This window comes from Alsobacter sp. SYSU BS001988 (genome assembly GCF_054796215.1).
In genome coordinates, this window is record NZ_JBTAMK010000018.1 from 22,068 (window position 1) to 37,167 (window position 15,100).

Here is a 15,100-nt window from a genome sequence, read left to right on the forward strand (position 1 = left end):
GCGATGCCGTCAGGCCAGCCTCTGCGCATCGTCCATGTCTTCCGCGCTCCCACCGGCGGGCTCTTTCGTCACGTTCTCGACCTCGCCTGCGCCCAGGCCGACGCGGGGCACGACGTCGGCCTGATCTGCGACTCCAACGGCGGCGAGCGGGCCGCGGCCGCGCTGTCGGCCGTCGCGTCCCGGTTGACGCTGGGCGTCGCCCGGATCGGCATGCCCCGGGAGCCGAGCCCCTTCGACGCCACGGCTCTCGCCAGTGTCTCGCGCGCCTTGCTGCGGGCCCGCCCCGACGTGGTGCATGGGCACGGCGCCAAGGGCGGCTTCTACGGGCGCCTCGCGCCGGCCCGACCCTGGGGCCCCGGGCCCGCCAGGATCTACACCCCGCATGGCGGCAGCGCCCATTACGGCCAGGCCACTCCCGCGGGCCGGCTCTACGGCGTCATCGAGCGCGCCCTGGCGCGGCGCACGTCCGTGTTCACCTTCGAGAGCGACTATGTCGCCAGCCGCTTCGAATCGATGCTCGGCGACGCTCCCCATGCCGCCGTGGTCATCCACAACGGGCTCGCGGCCCACGAATTCGAGCCCGTGATGGACGCGCCCGAGGCGGCCGACATCCTCTATCTGGGCGAGCTCCGGCGCCTCAAGGGCGTCGACACCCTGCTGGAGGCCCTGTCGCTGCTGCGCGACATGCTCCCCTGGGAGCCGTCGGCCGTGATCGTCGGCGCAGGGCCGGACGAGGCGGACTTCCGCGCGCTGGCGCGCCAGTTCGGCCTGCGGGGCGTCGAGTTCAAGCCGCCCATGCCGGCCCGCCAGGCCTTCGCGCTCGGCCGGGTCATGGCGGTCCCGTCCCGGGCCGAATCGTTGCCCTATGTGGTGATCGAAGCCGCCGCCGCCCAGCGCCCCCTGGTGGCGACCGCGGTCGGCGGCGTGCCCGAAATCCTGGGACCGTTCTCCGATCGGCTCGTTCCCGCCGACTCTCCGCAACGATTGGCGGCCGCTCTGGCGGCGGTCCTGCTCAAGCGGCAGGACGAGAGGGCCGAGGAGGCGCGCGCCCTCGCCGCTCACGTCGCCGGCCGCTTTGCGATCGACCGCATGGCGAGCGCCGTCGAGACCGCCTACCGCAAGGCGATTCGGCGCTGAATTAACTCTTCGGTGAAGCCGTTTACGTATCCTTGCGCCAGTTTTTCCAAGGATCGCGGACGTCGCGCCTGAGGAGAGTGATGGCCAAGATCGGTTTCGACGACCTTCTGCGCCTGGACGCCGGCGTGGCGCCCTCGTTCGGAGCGCCCCCCCGCCCCTCGCTGAGCGCCCTGGCCGAAAAGATCGCCGCCGAACCCCGGCCCAGGTCCTACTCGGCCACGGTCGTGGCGGGCGTGGTCGGCCTGGCCGAGTTCCTCCTGCTCGTCGCGACCGGCGTCCTGGCCCATTACCTGTACCTCAGGCGAGGCGTCATGCCCGACCTGGTCTACTCGGTCCTGATCCTCGGGTCGTCCACCGCCGCCGTGATCGCGTTCCAGGCCGTGCGGGCCTATGAGCTGAGCGCCATCCGGTCGCCGCTCAACCAGTTCATCCGCCTGATGCTGGCCTGGAGCGGCGTGTGCGCGCTCGCGCTCGCCACCTCCTTCGTCGCCAAGCTGAGCGAACTCGTGTCGCGCGTCTGGTTCGCCGAGTGGTTCGTGGTGGGGCTCGTCGCCCTCGTGCTGTTCCGCATCGGCGTGGGCGGCGTCGTGCGCCGCATGGTCCGGCGCGGCCAGCTCGACCGGCGAACCGCGATCGTGGGCGGCGGACCGGCGGCCGAAAGCCTCCTGCGCGCGCTCGACGCGGAGACCGATTCCGAGGTGCGCGTGCTGGGCGTGTTCGACGACCGCGACGAGGTGAGGTCCCCCGAAAGCGTCGGCGGCTATCCCAAGCTCGGCAGCACCGACGACCTCGTCGACTTCGTCCGCAAGGCGCAGCTCGACCTCGTCATCTTCACGGTGCCGATCACCGCGGAGGACCGCATCCTGCAGATGCTGCGCAAGCTGTGGGTGCTGCCGGTGGACATCCGCCTGTCGGCCCACCAGAGCAAGCTGCGCCTGCGCCCGCGGTCCTATTCCTATATCGGCTCCGTCCCGGTGCTCGCCGTCACCGACCGCCCGATCGCCGATTGGGACGTGGTCTTCAAGTGGCTCTTCGACAAGATCGTCGGAACCACCCTCCTCGTCCTCCTGTCGCCGGTGATGCTGGCGACCGCGCTGGCGGTGAGGCTCGACTCGCGCGGCCCCGCCTTCTTTCGGCAGCGGCGCTACGGGTTCAACAACGAGCTCATCGAGGTCTTCAAGTTCCGGTCGATGTATGTCGACCAGTCGGACCCGACGGCCTCCAGGCTGGCGACCCGCAACGATCCGCGCGTCACCAGGGTGGGCCGCTTCATCCGCAAGACCTCGCTGGACGAGCTCCCCCAGCTCATCAACGTCGTCCTCAAGGGCGATCTGTCTCTGGTGGGTCCGCGCCCGCATGCGGTGAACGCCAGCGCCGAGCACCGTCGCTATGACGATTTGATCGACGGCTATTTCGCGCGTCACCGCGTGAAGCCGGGCATCACCGGATGGGCGCAGGTCTGCGGCTGGCGCGGCGAGACGGACACGCTGGAGAAGATCCAGAAGCGCGTCGAGCACGACCTCTACTATATCGAAAACTGGTCGGTGTTCTTCGACCTCTACATCCTGGCCATTACGCCCTTCGCGCTGGCCAAGACCGAGAACGCCTATTGAGCGCCGCGGGCCTGACCTCCGCCGACGGCTCCGCGCGACGCAAATCGATCTCGATCCCCGCGATCCAGAACGCGGTCCTGGCCCTCCTGCTCTTTTCCGGCTGCGTGGCCTTCATCGAGCCCTCGCCCTTCGAGGCCGTGTTCGTCGTCGCGCTCCTGACCTTTCTGTTCGGGGGGGTGCGGCTGCCCGCCGAGTCGATCCCTCTCCTGGTCCTGCTCACCCTGTTCAATCTCGGCGGAGTGCTGTCGCTGATGGAGGTGATGCATGACGCGAAGGCGATCACATTCACGGCGATCTCGGTCTATCTCGCCTGCGTGACCATCCTGTTCATGATGCTGATGGTGGAGAACACCAGCCGGCGCATCCAGGCGATTCTCAACGCCCACATTCTCGCCGCCGTGGTGGCGGGCGTCACCGGAACCCTCGGCTATTTCAACGTCGCGGGCCTCAGCGCGGCGTTCACGTCCTTCGACGGATCGCGCGCGTCCGGCATGTTCAAGGACCCGAACGTGTTCGGCCCGTTCATCGGCGTCGCGGCGACGATCCTCTTCAACCGCATCGTGAACGGCTCGATCCGCTGGTTCTGGACCGGCCTCGCCGTGTTCGGCTTCCTCTGCTTTGCGGTGCTGCTCTCGTTCTCCCGGGGCGCCTGGGGCGTGCTCGCCTTCGGGCTCGTGATGGTGATCGGCCTCAACCTGGCGGTCTCCCGCTCATGGCGCGAGCGCCGGCGCATCGCCGTGGTCACCATGCTGGGCGCGGCGGGTCTGGTCTTCGTCGGCGCGGCGGCCCTGACCTCGCCGGTGATCAGCACCATGCTGGAAGACCGCGCCCAGCTCATCAAGTCCTATGACGCCGGCGAGACCGGCCGCTTCGGCAACCAGCGGCGCTCGATCCCGCTGCTGCTGGAGTTGCCGAACGGGTTCGGGCCGCTCCAATTCGACAAGAAGTTCACCGAGAACCCCCATAACGTCTACATCTACGCCTTCAGCTCCTATGGCTGGCTGGGCGGGATCTCGTATTTCGCGCTGATCGCGCTCACCTGCGTCATGGGATGGCGGCTCGTCTTCCAGCGTTCCCCCTGGCAGAAGGACGCCATCGGCCTGTGGTGCTGCCTTTTCCCGCAGATCGTGCAGGGCTTTCAGATCGACACCGACCACTGGCGCCATTTCTGGTGGCTGTTCGGGATGGTGTGGGGCCTGGCCATCATGTCGAACCGCCTGAAGCGGGCCCCGGCCCGCGACAGCGTCGCCCAGGTCCCTCCCGGTCAGACCCTCGTGTCGGCGTAGGCCGCCGGATCGAGCATCCGGTCGGTGGCTTCGGCCCAGGTCAGCACCGAGCCGCCGGGGAGCCTCGGCGCCGCCAGCGCGTTTTCGACCGCCGCCAGGATCGATGCCCTGTCGCCCTGGACATAGCCGAACCGTCCCGCCCTGCCGCCTGCGGCCGCATGCGGGCAGACCGCGGGCGTGCCGAAATAGGCGAACTGCATGAGCTTCATGGAGGTGTCGACCAGATAGGCCGGGAAGCGCGCCTGCGAATAGGGCGCGACGCCGAAGGCGGCGTGCTTCACGAAGGGCAGCGTGCGGCGATACTCCATCTCGGGATAGACCCGCAGATTGGGGCCGGACAGCCCCTGCGCGGACGCGCCCGCCCCGATCACGTGGAACGTCACCGCCGGAAAGGCCGGCGCGGCGATCTCGAAGAAGGTTCGGTCGAAGAGCATCGACCCGACCGAGACGGCGTGCAGCCCGGGCTCGTAGGGCGACGGATCCGCATCCCGCGCGATGGACGGGTCGATCCCATGCGGCACGTTCCGCAGGAGGTCGCCGCGCTCGAAACTAGGCGCCAGCGCCCGGGACGGGATGACGATGTCGTCGAGCATCGGCTCGCTCGCCCTGAGCGCCTCGATGAGGACCGGCGAACAGCCGATCGTCGCGAGGTCGTCGGAGCACAGATAGATGAGCCGGGCGGAGGGATTGGCCTTGCGGCACAGCGCGATGAAGAGCGGCGACAGGCCGGACTCGATGACGATGGTCGTCGCCTCGCGGATCCATCGCGCCAGCACCGGCGAGGGAAACGCCCGGTAGGCCGCGAAGGCCAGCCGCTCGATCGGCCGCAGCGCCGGCGCGTCCAGATGCACCGGGTGCAGCGGGGTCTTCCACAGATAGCATTCGACGCCGTCGCGCCTCTCGATCCTGTTCGCGGACGCCGCGATGGGCGTGCGGGGATCGCCCTTGATCGCCGAGAGGACGCTGAAGCCGTGCGAGAAGAACCGGCATTCGCCGCGCTTGGCGAGTTCGGCGGCGATGAAGTGGACATTGGCCCAGCGCGGCGTCCGGAAATCGTGCTGCGAAAGCATCAGGAACCGCTCGGCCCGGGCCTCGCGTTCCGCCGTCGGCGCCGCCGCCTCCTGGACGCTCATGGCTCGACCGCCTCCGCGCCCGGGCTGAACCGCTGCGCTCCATGGAGGCGCGCCAGATCCGCGATCGTGCCCGTCACGATCACGGCGTGCAGGATCACGATCTGCCCCAGCACCGCCCAGGCGACCGCGTTCGGCCCTGCGACGGCCGTCGCTCCGAACGCGACGGCGCACTCGACGGCGAGGCCGAGGCCTCCCCCGACCACCCACCATTTCTCGCCCCGCAAGGCGAGGCTGGCGCCGCCGAACGGGGCCGCCGTGGCCCCGATGACCGCAGCCGCCAGCAGGGGCGCGGCGAGGCCCAGCGGCAGCGTGTTCGCCGCGATCCCGAACCGCTGCAGCAGCGCGAGCGCGGCCGCGGCGCCCAGCGCATAGACCAGGCCCAAGGTCGCGAGGCGGACCGTATAGCGCCGGATGATCGCCTTCAGGGCGGCCCAGTCGCAGTCATGGGCCGCGTCGATCATGCGGGGAACCGTCTGCATGAACAGCGCGTGGACGATCACGCCGGGCACGGAGGCGATCTTGCGCGCGAGTTCGAAGCCCGGGATGACGCCCGAATGGCCCAGCAGCCGCAGGGCGATGACCGGCACCTGCTCTGCGGCGCTCAGGAACGCCCCGTGGGTGATGAAGACGACGATCGCCGATCCCTCGCTGCGCCACTCGTCGCGACTGCGGGGCGCGCGCGGGAATTTCAGCCGCCCGAGATAGGCCGGATCGCGGATCGCGCCCGCCGCGACGCTCACCAGCGCGGCCAAGAGCTGCCCGATCGCCACCACCGAGAAATGATCCTCCATGCCGGACAGCTGCAACGCGGCCATGAAGAGGCAGGTGAGCGTCGGCGGCAGGATGAACACCAGCACGACGGCGCCGAGCTGCCGCCCGGCGGCGATGAGGTGGCTCTCCTGGATGCGCGAGGCCAGGTAGAACAGCGACATGCCTCCGACCAGGCAGGCGTCCGGCGCCGCCAGAACCCCCGCCCCGGCGGCCATCGCCATGGCGACGACGACGAGCGTGGCGAAGAGGTGCACCAGGAAGGCGCCCGCCGGCGGTCCGGAATGGCCGGCCCGGCCGGCCGCCAGGGCGTCGCGCATATAGCCCTGGTTGATGAACTGGCCGAGCGGGCCGCATAGCAGCATGGCGGCCGCCACATCCGCCGCGGCGGCCCCGTAGGAGGCGCGATCCAGGAACGTGATGGCGTAGACGGGCGGCAGCGCTCCCGCCGCCCCGCCCAGCACCCGGGCCACCACCAGCAGCGACAGCCTCGATCGCGGCGCCAGAGTCATCCGGCGAACCGCTCGAAGAGCCGCCCATAGGCCCGCGCGGCGTCGTCCCAGTCGAAATCCGCGGCGCGCCTAAAGCCGCGCTCCACGAAGCGCGCGCGCAGCTCGGGGTTCTCCAGCAGCGCCAGGACGCCCCGGCCTATGGCTTCGGCCGATGTGGGATCGACGCACAGCGCGGCGTCCGCGGCGATCTCCTGGGTCGAGGTCGCGGCGCTCGTCAGAACGGGCGCGCCGCAGCGCATCGCCTCGATGATCGGCAGCCCGAAGCCCTCATAGAGCGACGGGAACAGGAAGAGCTCGGCGCCCGCGATCAGCGCCGGGACGGCCTCGTCCGCCACATAGCCCAGCCGCCTGACGCGGGGCGTGGCCGACAGGTCCTCATGCTGGCCGAACACGTGGGCGCGCCCCGTGAGCCCGAACACCACGAGCTCCAGGTCGGGCGCGGCGCGGTCGACCACGCCCCGCCAGGCCTGGAGCGCCCGGCCCAGATTCTTGCGCGGGTCGGAGGTCGCGTGCAGCAGGACATAGCGGCCCTCGACGCCAAAGGCCTTCTTGACGGCGTCGATCTCGGACGGCGCCCTCGGGCCGAAGCTCGGCGACACGCCGTTATAGATGATGCTGACCTTGTCCTCCGGCACGCCCAGCCGATCGATGATGCGCTGGCGCGAGAAGGCCGACACGGTGACGACATGGGCCACCCGGCGCACCAGCATCGGGATGAGCGTCTGGTAGGCGCGCAGGAAGGACGGGGCGAAGAACTCCGGAATGTCGAAGAAGGCCACGTCGTGCAGAGTCACGATCTGCTTGGGGTAGGCGGCCGGGCCGGTGGCGGACGGCGACCACAGGAGCCGGCCCTGCGCCAGGAGCGGCAGAATCAGCTGCTCCCATGCATGGCCCTTGACGCCGCGCAGCGCCCGCCGGGGCGCGATCCGCCCGATCTCGGGCAGGCGCTTCATGATCTCGAGCGTCATGCGCTGCTGCCCGCCGGTCTCGAAGGCGGCGGCGCGCATGTTCACGGCCACCCGGGACCCCAGTTCGCCGGCGGCGCCGACCACGGGCGCGCTTCGCCCCGAGGCGTCGGCCGTGCGCTCAAGGTCCTGTGCGGAAGAAGCCATTCGTCGCCCAAGGCAGGATCATCGTGCAACCAGTCCTAGCAAGGACCGATTGACGTTGGCTTACCAAGTCCATCCCGAGAATCAGTCAGACATCATGGAGCATTCCCGCCGGATGATGAACCGCGGACATCGTCCCGCGCGGCTCACAGAGCCCGGAAACGGAAAACGGGGCCGAGGCCCCGTTTTCAAAACAACCGATGAGATGGTCGGAGTGGCGGGATTCGAACCCACGACCCCTAGTCCCCCAGACTAGTGCGCTAACCGGGCTGCGCTACACTCCGACGTGGCGTGCTTATAAGCACCCATCCGGCCCCGCGCAACCGCGTTCCGGCGGGTCCGCGCACTTTCCCCGTCGCGCCGCCGCAGCCGAGCTCCCGACGCAGAAAGGCCGGCGACGAGGCCGGCCTTTCAGGTCATCGGAGGCAGCCCGAATTCAGGCGGCGTCGCCGTCCGTTCCGCCGGGCGGCATGCCGCCTTCCGGGGGGCCGCCGGCGGGATCGGCGTCGAGATCGCCATTGCCGTTGGGCGCGTCGTCGCCTTCGTCGGAGATCCGCTCCACCGAGACGACCTTCTCGTCCTGGGCCGTGTTGAACACGATGACGCCCTGCGTGCCGCGCCCCGCGATGCGGATGCCGTCGACCGGGCAGCGGATCAGCTGGCCGCCATCCGTCACCAGCATGATCTGGTCGGAATGCTCGACCGGGAACGAGGCCACGAGGGGCCCGTTTCGGCTGTTCACCACCATGGCGACGATCCCCTTGCCGCCGCGGCCGGTGACGCGGACCTCATAGGCGGAGGTGCGCTTGCCGTAGCCGTTCTGCGAAAGGGTGAGGATGACCTGCTCGCGGGCGGACAGGTCGGCGTAGCGCTCCTGCGACAGGGCCGCGACCACGTCGGTCTCCTCGTCGTCGGTCGCCGCCTCGTCGGCGACGCTCTCGCCCTGGATGGCGCGGCGCATCTTGAGATAGGCCGCCCGCTCCTCGGCCGAAGCCTCGACATGCTTCAGGATCGCCAGCGAGATGACGGTGTCGTCCTTGGCCAGCGCGATGCCGCGCACGCCGGTCGAGTCGCGGCCCTTGAACACGCGCACGTCGTCGACGCAGAAGCGGATGCACTGGCCGCGCGCCGTGGTCAGCAGCACGTCGTCGTCGGCCGAGCAGATCTGGACGTCGACGATGTGGTCGCCCTCGTCCAGCTTCATGGCGATCTTGCCGTTGCGGTTCACGTTCACGAAGTCCGACAGCTTGTTGCGCCGGACGCCGCCGGAGGCGGTCGCGAACATGACGTCGAGCGTGTCCCAGGCGGCCTCGTCCTCGGGCAGCGGCATGATGGTGGTGATGCGCTCCTGCCCCTGCAGGGGGAGCATGTTCACCAGCGCCTTGCCGCGGGCCTGCGGGGCGGTGAGCGGCAGGCGCCAGACCTTCTCCTTGTAGACCTGCCCGCGCGACGAGAAGAACAGCACCGGCGTGTGGGTCGAGGCCACGAAGAGCCGCGAGACGAAATCCTCCTCGCGGGTCTGCATGCCTGAGCGGCCCTTGCCGCCGCGGCGCTGGGCCCGGTAGGTGGAGAGCGGCACGCGCTTGATGTAGCCGGCGTGGGACACGGTGACGACCATGTCCTCGCGCTGGATCAGGTCCTCGTCCTCGAGGTCGGAGTCCCACTCCACCAGCATGGTCCTGCGGGGCGTGGCGAAGGCCGCCTTGAACTCGGCGAGCTCCGTCGAGACGATGGCCATGATGCGCTCGCGCGAGCGCAGGATGTCCAGATAGTCGGAGATCTCGGCCGCCAGCTTGTTCAGCTCGTCCGCGATCTCGTCCCGGCCCAGGGCCGTGAGGCGCTGCAGGCGCAGGTCCAGGATGGCGCGGGCCTGCGCCTCCGAGAGCCGGTAGGTGTCCTGGTCGGACACGCGGTGGCGCGGGTCGTCGATCAGCGCGATCAGCGAGGCCACGTCCTTGGCCGGCCAGTCGCGGCCCATCAGGGCCTCGCGGGCGGCGTTGGCGTCGGACGAGCTGCGGATCGTCTGGATCACCTCGTCGATATTGGCGACCGCGATGGCGAGTCCCACCAGCACATGGGCCCGGTCGCGGGCCTTGCCGAGCAGGAAGCGCGTGCGCCGGCTCACCACCTCCTCGCGGAAGTCGACGAAGGCGGCGATGAGGTCGCGCAGGTTGAGGGTTTCGGGGCGCCCGCCATTCAGCGCCACCATGTTGCAGCCGAAGCTCGACTGCAGCGCCGTATAGCGGAAGAGCTGGTTGAGGACGACGTCCGCCATGGCGTCGCGCTTGATCTCGATCACGATGCGCATGCCGTCGCGGTCGGACTCGTCGCGCAGGTCCGCGATGCCCTCCACCCGCTTCTCGCGCACGAGTTCGGCGATCTTCTCGATCAGGGTCGACTTGTTGATCTGGTACGGGATCTCCGTGACGATGATCGCCTCGCGATCCTTGCGGATCTGCTCGGTCGTCGTCTTGGCCCGCATGATCACCGAGCCGCGCCCGGTCAGGTAGGCGTTGCGGATGCCGCCCTTGCCCAGGATCGAGCCGCCGGTCGGGAAGTCCGGCCCGAGGATGTGCTCCATCAGGCCTTCGACCGTGATGGCCGGGTCCTGGATGTAGGCGATGCAGCCGTCGATGACCTCGCCGAGATTGTGCGGCGGGACGTTCGTCGCCATGCCGACCGCGATGCCGCCGGCGCCGTTGACGAGCAGATTGGGGTAGCGGGCCGGAAGGACCGTGGGCTCCTTCTCCGAACCGTCATAGTTCGGCTGGAAGTCGACCGTGTCCTTGTCGAGGTCGTCAAGCAGGCCCATCGCGGGCCGCGCGAGGCGCACCTCGGTGTATCGCATCGCCGCCGCGGGGTCGCCGTCGACCGAGCCGAAATTGCCCTGGCCGTCGACCAGGGGCAGGCGCATGGAGAAGTTCTGCGCCATGCGCACGAGCGCGTCATAGATCGATTGGTCGCCGTGCGGGTGGTACTTACCGATCACGTCGCCGACCACGCGCGCCGATTTGCGGTAGGGCCGCTCCGGCGTGTAGCCGTTCTCGTTCATCGAATAGAGGATGCGGCGATGAACGGGCTTGAGGCCGTCGCGGGCGTCCGGCAAGGCGCGGGAGACGATCACGCTCATCGCGTAATCGAGGTAGCTGCGCTTCATCTCGTCGGCGATGGAGACGGGACGAATGTCCTGTCCCTCGCCGCCCCCGGCGGGCGGGGTCTTTTCGTCTTCGGCCAATGTGCTGTCCGGGTGTGTGTTTTCGCGTGCCTTCTCTTAAACGATTCCGGCGCGGAAGGCCACCCGCAGGGGGCACGCTGATCGACAAAGAATCAGCGAGAAAACAAGGACTTATACGCCTGCCGGCCGCCCCGCGGGCGGACCGGGCGACGCTGCGGCCGAGATCCGGCTCCGGGGCGCGATCCGGGGCCCTCCTTTTCGGCCCGTCGGGCTGACGACGGGGCGGCTCCGATCGAGGCGCAAATGGCCCCGGAACGAGCCCCGCCTCACACGAAAGCCGGCGCGACCTCGCGGCTGGCGGCGGCGGACAAGGCCCGGCACAGGTCGAAGAGCTCGCTGGCGGTCCTGTCGCGCGGCGGGTGCCTGCGGCTGAACTGGCGCTCCAGAAGGATCAGCTGCAGCACGATCGCGTTGGGGCACAGGGTCATCCCGGCCATGGACCATGACGGGAACTCGCGGTCCCGCGTCCACCGGGTCTGCAGGATCTGGATGCGATGGTGGCGCGGGTCGTCCTCGATCCGACCGAGCAGCTCCATGACGTGCCCCTCGGGACCCTCCAGGACCTGGCAGAACCAGGATGACGCGCAGATCAGGAAGCCCGTGATCTGCCGAGCCTCGTTGCGGCGCCGGGCGCCTTCCGTGATCGTCCTGAATTCGGGGCTGTAACCCCGGCTGTCCACCGTCAGGTGGTGTTCGCTGCTATAGATGGCCTGGAACATGGGAGCTCTCGCCGCGAATCCGTCCGCGAGAAAGCCTGCGCCATAGGTTGATATATTTCAAGTTGCGAGTTGGCGTTAGATGATCCCCAAGGTCGTGCGCGGCGATGTGCGCGCGGGCAACGGCCAGAAGGCGGGTTCGATCCCGGCCCATTCTCGGGCGTATCGCGCGGACGCGGTCCGGCTTAGGCTCGCCCCATGCTGCTGGACTATCTCACCTCTGCGCTCGTCACCCTGCTGGTGACCGTCGACCCGCCCGGCCTCGCGCCTCTTTTTCTGGGCGTGACGCGCGGCATGAGCGACGCCGAGCGGCGTCAGGTCGGCGTCCGCGCCTGCGTGATCGCCGCCTTCATCATGGGCGCCTCGGGCCTCGTCGGGGCCCAGCTTCTCACCGCGCTCGGCATCACCCTCCCCGCCTTCCGCATCGCGGGCGGCCTCCTGCTGTTCTGGATCGCCTTCGAGATGGTCTTCGGCGGCCGCGGCGAGCGCAAGGGCGAGGCGGCCGAGAAAGCCATCACTCTCGACCATATCCGCAACGTGGCGGCCTTTCCGCTCGCCATTCCGCTGATGGCCGGGCCCGGCGCGATCACGGCCACGATCCTGCTCGCGGGGCGGGCCCAGGGCGACCCGACCCGCCTGCTGCTGCTCCTGGCCGTGATTCTCGGCGTCTGCCTCAGCTGCCTCGTCGTCTTCTTCGCCGCGAGCCGGATCTCGGGCTGGCTCGGCGTGACCGGCAATGTGGTCCTGACCCGCCTTCTTGGCGTCATCCTGGCCGCGCTCGCCGTCCAGTTCGTGGCCGACGGCGTGCGGGCGATCGTGGCCGGCTGAGGTCAGCGCAGCGACGTCAGCAGCCGCTCCATCAGCTGCGTCCGCGGAACGATGGAGGACACGAGCGCATGCTCGTGCAGCGTGTGCGCGCCGTCGCCGTCCACGCCGAGGCCGTCCAAGGTGGGGACGCCCAGCGCGGCCGTGAAATTGCCGTCGCTGCCGCCGCCGGTGAGCGGCACGTCCTGCAGGTCGATCCCGATCTCGGCCGCGATGGCGCGCGCCTTCAGGAACAGGCCCTCCACGGCCGCCGTCTTCTTGTAGGGCGGGCGGTTCATGTCGCCCACGACCGTGATCCGGATGTCCGGATCCGCCGCCTTGAGGCCCAGGATCTTCGCCTTGTAGACCTCGCCGTCCAGCGGTTCGACCACGCGCAGGTCCACCGAGAAGCGGGCATGCTGGGGGATGACGTTGGCCGCCGTCCCGCCGGCCAGCATGCCGACCGTGGTGGTCACGCCGCGGGGGTAGTCGGTCATGCCCTCGATCACGAGGATCTGCCGGGCCGCCTCCCGGATGGCGCTGCGCCCATCCTCGTGGCGCGAGCCGGAATGGGCGGGCCGCCCCTCGACATGCACGTCGAAGCGCCCGACTCCCTTGCGGCCGGTGACGATCTTGCCTCCGTCCCGGGCGGGCTCCGTCACCAGCACGGCGGACGCCTTGGCGCCCAGCTCTTCGATCAGCCCGCGCGTGGTCGGCGAGCCGATCTCCTCGTCGGGCGTGAAGAGGAAGGTCAGCGGCTGCGTCGCCGCGCCCGACGCCGCGACGCGACGAAAGGCCTCCAGCGCCAGATACGCCCCGCCCTTCATGTCGTAGACGCCCGGGCCGAAGAACTTGTCGCCTTCGCGGCGCATCGGCAGGTCGCTGGCGATGGAACCCAGCGGGTGCACCGTGTCCACATGCGACATCACCAGGATGCCGGGACGGTCGTTCTGCGGTCCGGCCCGCAGGATCAGGCTGTCGCCGAGTCCATCCTTGCCGGGAATCCGCTCCACCGCGATCGCGGTTCCGTCGACGTCTCGCGCCACCGCGTCGATCATGCGGTTCACGCCCGCCGTCTCGCGCGTCGGGCTCTCGATCGCAACCCAGCGCGAGATGCCCTGAAGCATGGCTTCGAGATCGATGGGGCTCATTCGGCGCGCTCCTGCACAACGCATGGTGGACTTGAGCTCGTCGTCTTAAAGCAACCGACTACGCGCGTCACCCGCCGGCTCTCACGCCGGCGGAGCCTCCACGATCAGCCTGCGATAGAGCCGCCACGTGGTGTGCCCCAGGATCGGAAGCGCGACGAAGAGGCCGAGAAACATCGGCGCGCACGACACCAGCAGGACCGCGACGACGACCGCCGCCCAGCCCAGCATGGGGCCCGGGCTCATCGTGACGGCCCGCACGCTGGTGATCATGGCCGTGATGAAGTCCACATCGCGGTCGAGCAGGAGCGGGAACGACACCACCGTCACGGAAAAAAGGATCACGGACAGGATGGCGCCCACGAGATGGCCGACGCCGAGGAAGAGCCAGCCTTCGGGGGTGGTCAGCAGGACCCGCAGCAACTCGTCCGGCGTGAAGGACTGAAAGCCGAAGAACAGCGCGATCAGCAGACGGACCTGGTACATCCACATCATGAAGATGAAGAGGGTGACGAAGGCCATCCAGCCGAGCTCGCGCCGGCTCTGCGCGAAGACCACGCCCAGCACGGGCGCCCAGCCGAGCGGCTCCCCCTTTTCGCGCCTCCGGGAGACCTCGTAGAGGCCCACGGCCACGAAGGGCCCGATCAGGGCGAAGCCGGCCGCGAGCGGATAGACGAGGTAGGCCATGCCCCAGGCCGTCGCGGCGAGCGCCATGGCGACGCCGCCGAGCGCGTAGACCCCGCCGAAGAAGAGCCCATAGAGCGGCGCGGCCTGGAAGTCCCGGAGGCCTTCGGCCAGCGCCTCGCCGATGTCGCCCACGGTGGCCGCCCGAACCTTGGGATCCGGCCGCCTGTCCTGCGTCGTCGCGGCGGCGATGGTCGCGTCGTTCGCGTCCGTCATGGCGCTTCCCCCAGTGTTCATGGCGCTTCACCTGCGCCTTCGACCGAAGGGTCCCGCGGGGGAAAGAGCGGAGCCCTCCGGGCAGAATGACACGCCTCCCGCAAGGATCAAGCCGGCGGGCGAGCCTTGCGGACGCGTCCCTTAGAACGGGATGTCGTCGTCGAGATCGTTGGAGCGCCCGCCGCCGCCCGCCGGCGCAGGACGGCGCTCCATCGGCGAGGAGCGTCCGAAATCCCCTCCCCGGCCGCCGCCGCCATAACCGCCGGAAGAGCCGCCCTCGTCGTCGCTCATCCCTCCGCCCTGGCCGCGCCCGTCCAGCAAGGTGAGTTCGCCCCGGAACCGCTGCAGCACGACCTCGGTCGCGGTCCGCTCGGCTCCCGTCTTGTCGGTGTATTTGCGGTTCTGCAGCTGGCCCTCGAGATAGACCTTCGAGCCCTTCTTGAGATATTGCTCGGCGATCTTCGCGAGGTTCTCGTTGAAGATCACGACGTTGTGCCACTCGGTGCGCTCCTTGCGCTCCCCGGAGGCCTTGTCGCGCCAGGTTTCCGACGTGGCCACGCTGAAATTGACGACCGGCTCGCCGTTGTTCATGCGCCGGACCTCGGGATCGCGCCCCAGATTGCCGACCAGGATGACTTTGTTGACGCTGCCCGCCATGGGGATCTCCTCGATGTGTTTGGCGCGACCTTAGACCATCGGGCCGACGCCGCGCGAAGGGCGCTCCGGATCGGCCGAGTTA

The 15,100-nt window shown here is 69.3% G+C and carries 12 protein-coding genes and 1 tRNA gene; 4 read left to right on the plus strand and 9 right to left on the minus strand.

The features are described 5' to 3' along the window. Positions 1 to 3 precede the first annotated feature (3 nt). The 3 genes from ACYVO7_RS22535 (at position 4) to ACYVO7_RS22545 (ending at position 4,036) form a co-directional block, all read left to right on the plus strand. On the plus strand, positions 4 to 1,137 hold the full coding sequence (locus tag ACYVO7_RS22535) for a glycosyltransferase (RefSeq protein WP_460452017.1): 1,134 nt from the start codon (positions 4 to 6) through the stop codon (positions 1,135 to 1,137). Between the two features lie 80 nt (positions 1,138 to 1,217). Continuing rightward, the gene (locus tag ACYVO7_RS22540; RefSeq protein WP_460452018.1) at positions 1,218 to 2,750 is read left to right on the plus strand and encodes an undecaprenyl-phosphate glucose phosphotransferase; all 1,533 of its coding nucleotides are present in this window, start codon (positions 1,218 to 1,220) and stop codon (positions 2,748 to 2,750) included. Next, positions 2,747 to 4,036 (plus strand): O-antigen ligase family protein, encoded by a 1,290-nt coding sequence (locus ACYVO7_RS22545; protein ID WP_460452019.1) that lies wholly within the window; start codon positions 2,747 to 2,749, stop codon positions 4,034 to 4,036. Before ACYVO7_RS22540 ends, ACYVO7_RS22545 begins: the two co-directional genes overlap by 4 nt. Here ACYVO7_RS22545 and ACYVO7_RS22550 read toward each other — a convergent pair. From ACYVO7_RS22550 to ACYVO7_RS22575, 6 genes are all read right to left on the minus strand, one after another. Further along, a complete protein-coding gene (locus ACYVO7_RS22550) occupies positions 4,015 to 5,169 on the minus strand; it encodes a GumK N-terminal domain-containing glycosyltransferase (protein ID WP_460452020.1) in 1,155 nt (384 codons plus the stop codon). The genes ACYVO7_RS22545 and ACYVO7_RS22550 overlap by 22 nt on opposite strands. Beyond that, positions 5,166 to 6,449 (minus strand): hypothetical protein, encoded by a 1,284-nt coding sequence (locus tag ACYVO7_RS22555; protein ID WP_460452021.1) that lies wholly within the window; start codon positions 6,447 to 6,449, stop codon positions 5,166 to 5,168. The genes ACYVO7_RS22550 and ACYVO7_RS22555 overlap by 4 nt, the downstream gene beginning before the upstream one ends. Then, a complete protein-coding gene (locus tag ACYVO7_RS22560) occupies positions 6,446 to 7,561 on the minus strand; it encodes a glycosyltransferase family 4 protein (RefSeq protein WP_460452022.1) in 1,116 nt (371 codons plus the stop codon). The genes ACYVO7_RS22555 and ACYVO7_RS22560 overlap by 4 nt, the downstream gene beginning before the upstream one ends. A 203-nt stretch (positions 7,562 to 7,764) precedes the next feature. Continuing rightward, a tRNA-Pro gene (locus tag ACYVO7_RS22565) sits at positions 7,765 to 7,842 on the minus strand. Between the two features lie 152 nt (positions 7,843 to 7,994). Then, on the minus strand, positions 7,995 to 10,793 hold the full coding sequence (gene gyrA / locus ACYVO7_RS22570) for a DNA gyrase subunit A (RefSeq protein WP_460452023.1): 2,799 nt from the start codon (positions 10,791 to 10,793) through the stop codon (positions 7,995 to 7,997). 266 nt (positions 10,794 to 11,059) lie between these two features. Further along, positions 11,060 to 11,512, minus strand: a complete 453-nt coding sequence (locus tag ACYVO7_RS22575; protein WP_460452024.1) for a BLUF domain-containing protein — start codon at positions 11,510 to 11,512, stop codon at positions 11,060 to 11,062. A 195-nt stretch (positions 11,513 to 11,707) separates the two neighbouring features. On the opposite strand from ACYVO7_RS22575, the gene ACYVO7_RS22580 reads away from it, so the two are divergent. Next, positions 11,708 to 12,337 carry a MarC family protein gene (locus ACYVO7_RS22580; protein ID WP_460452025.1) on the plus strand — a complete coding sequence of 210 codons (630 nt, stop codon included), beginning with the start codon at positions 11,708 to 11,710 and terminating at the stop codon, positions 12,335 to 12,337. A 2-nt stretch (positions 12,338 to 12,339) separates the two neighbouring features. Here the strand turns inward: ACYVO7_RS22580 and ACYVO7_RS22585 are convergent, their stop codons facing one another. From ACYVO7_RS22585 to ssb, 3 genes are all read right to left on the minus strand, one after another. Beyond that, positions 12,340 to 13,464 (minus strand): M20 family metallopeptidase, encoded by a 1,125-nt coding sequence (locus tag ACYVO7_RS22585; RefSeq protein WP_460452026.1) that lies wholly within the window; start codon positions 13,462 to 13,464, stop codon positions 12,340 to 12,342. A gap of 81 nt (positions 13,465 to 13,545) precedes the next feature. Beyond that, complete coding sequence (locus tag ACYVO7_RS22590; protein WP_460452027.1) at positions 13,546 to 14,361, minus strand: DUF2189 domain-containing protein; 816 nt, start codon at positions 14,359 to 14,361, stop codon at positions 13,546 to 13,548. A 141-nt stretch (positions 14,362 to 14,502) separates the two neighbouring features. Next, positions 14,503 to 15,018 (minus strand): single-stranded DNA-binding protein, encoded by a 516-nt coding sequence (gene ssb / locus ACYVO7_RS22595; protein WP_460452028.1) that lies wholly within the window; start codon positions 15,016 to 15,018, stop codon positions 14,503 to 14,505. Positions 15,019 to 15,100: the final 82 nt, after the last annotated feature.

Coding starts and splice junctions, on each gene's coding strand:
- ACYVO7_RS22575 (WP_460452024.1), bottom strand. CDS start 11,512: ATGTTCCAGGCCATCTATAGCAGCGAACACCACCTGACGGTGGACAGC.
- ACYVO7_RS22580 (WP_460452025.1), top strand. CDS start 11,708: ATGCTGCTGGACTATCTCACCTCTGCGCTCGTCACCCTGCTGGTGACC.
- ACYVO7_RS22555 (WP_460452021.1), bottom strand. CDS start 6,449: ATGACTCTGGCGCCGCGATCGAGGCTGTCGCTGCTGGTGGTGGCCCGG.
- ACYVO7_RS22540 (WP_460452018.1), top strand. CDS start 1,218: ATGGCCAAGATCGGTTTCGACGACCTTCTGCGCCTGGACGCCGGCGTG.
- ssb (WP_460452028.1), bottom strand. CDS start 15,018: ATGGCGGGCAGCGTCAACAAAGTCATCCTGGTCGGCAATCTGGGGCGC.
- ACYVO7_RS22590 (WP_460452027.1), bottom strand. CDS start 14,361: ATGACGGACGCGAACGACGCGACCATCGCCGCCGCGACGACGCAGGAC.
- ACYVO7_RS22585 (WP_460452026.1), bottom strand. CDS start 13,464: ATGAGCCCCATCGATCTCGAAGCCATGCTTCAGGGCATCTCGCGCTGG.
- ACYVO7_RS22560 (WP_460452022.1), bottom strand. CDS start 7,561: ATGGCTTCTTCCGCACAGGACCTTGAGCGCACGGCCGACGCCTCGGGG.
- ACYVO7_RS22550 (WP_460452020.1), bottom strand. CDS start 5,169: ATGAGCGTCCAGGAGGCGGCGGCGCCGACGGCGGAACGCGAGGCCCGG.
- ACYVO7_RS22535 (WP_460452017.1), top strand. CDS start 4: ATGCCGTCAGGCCAGCCTCTGCGCATCGTCCATGTCTTCCGCGCTCCC.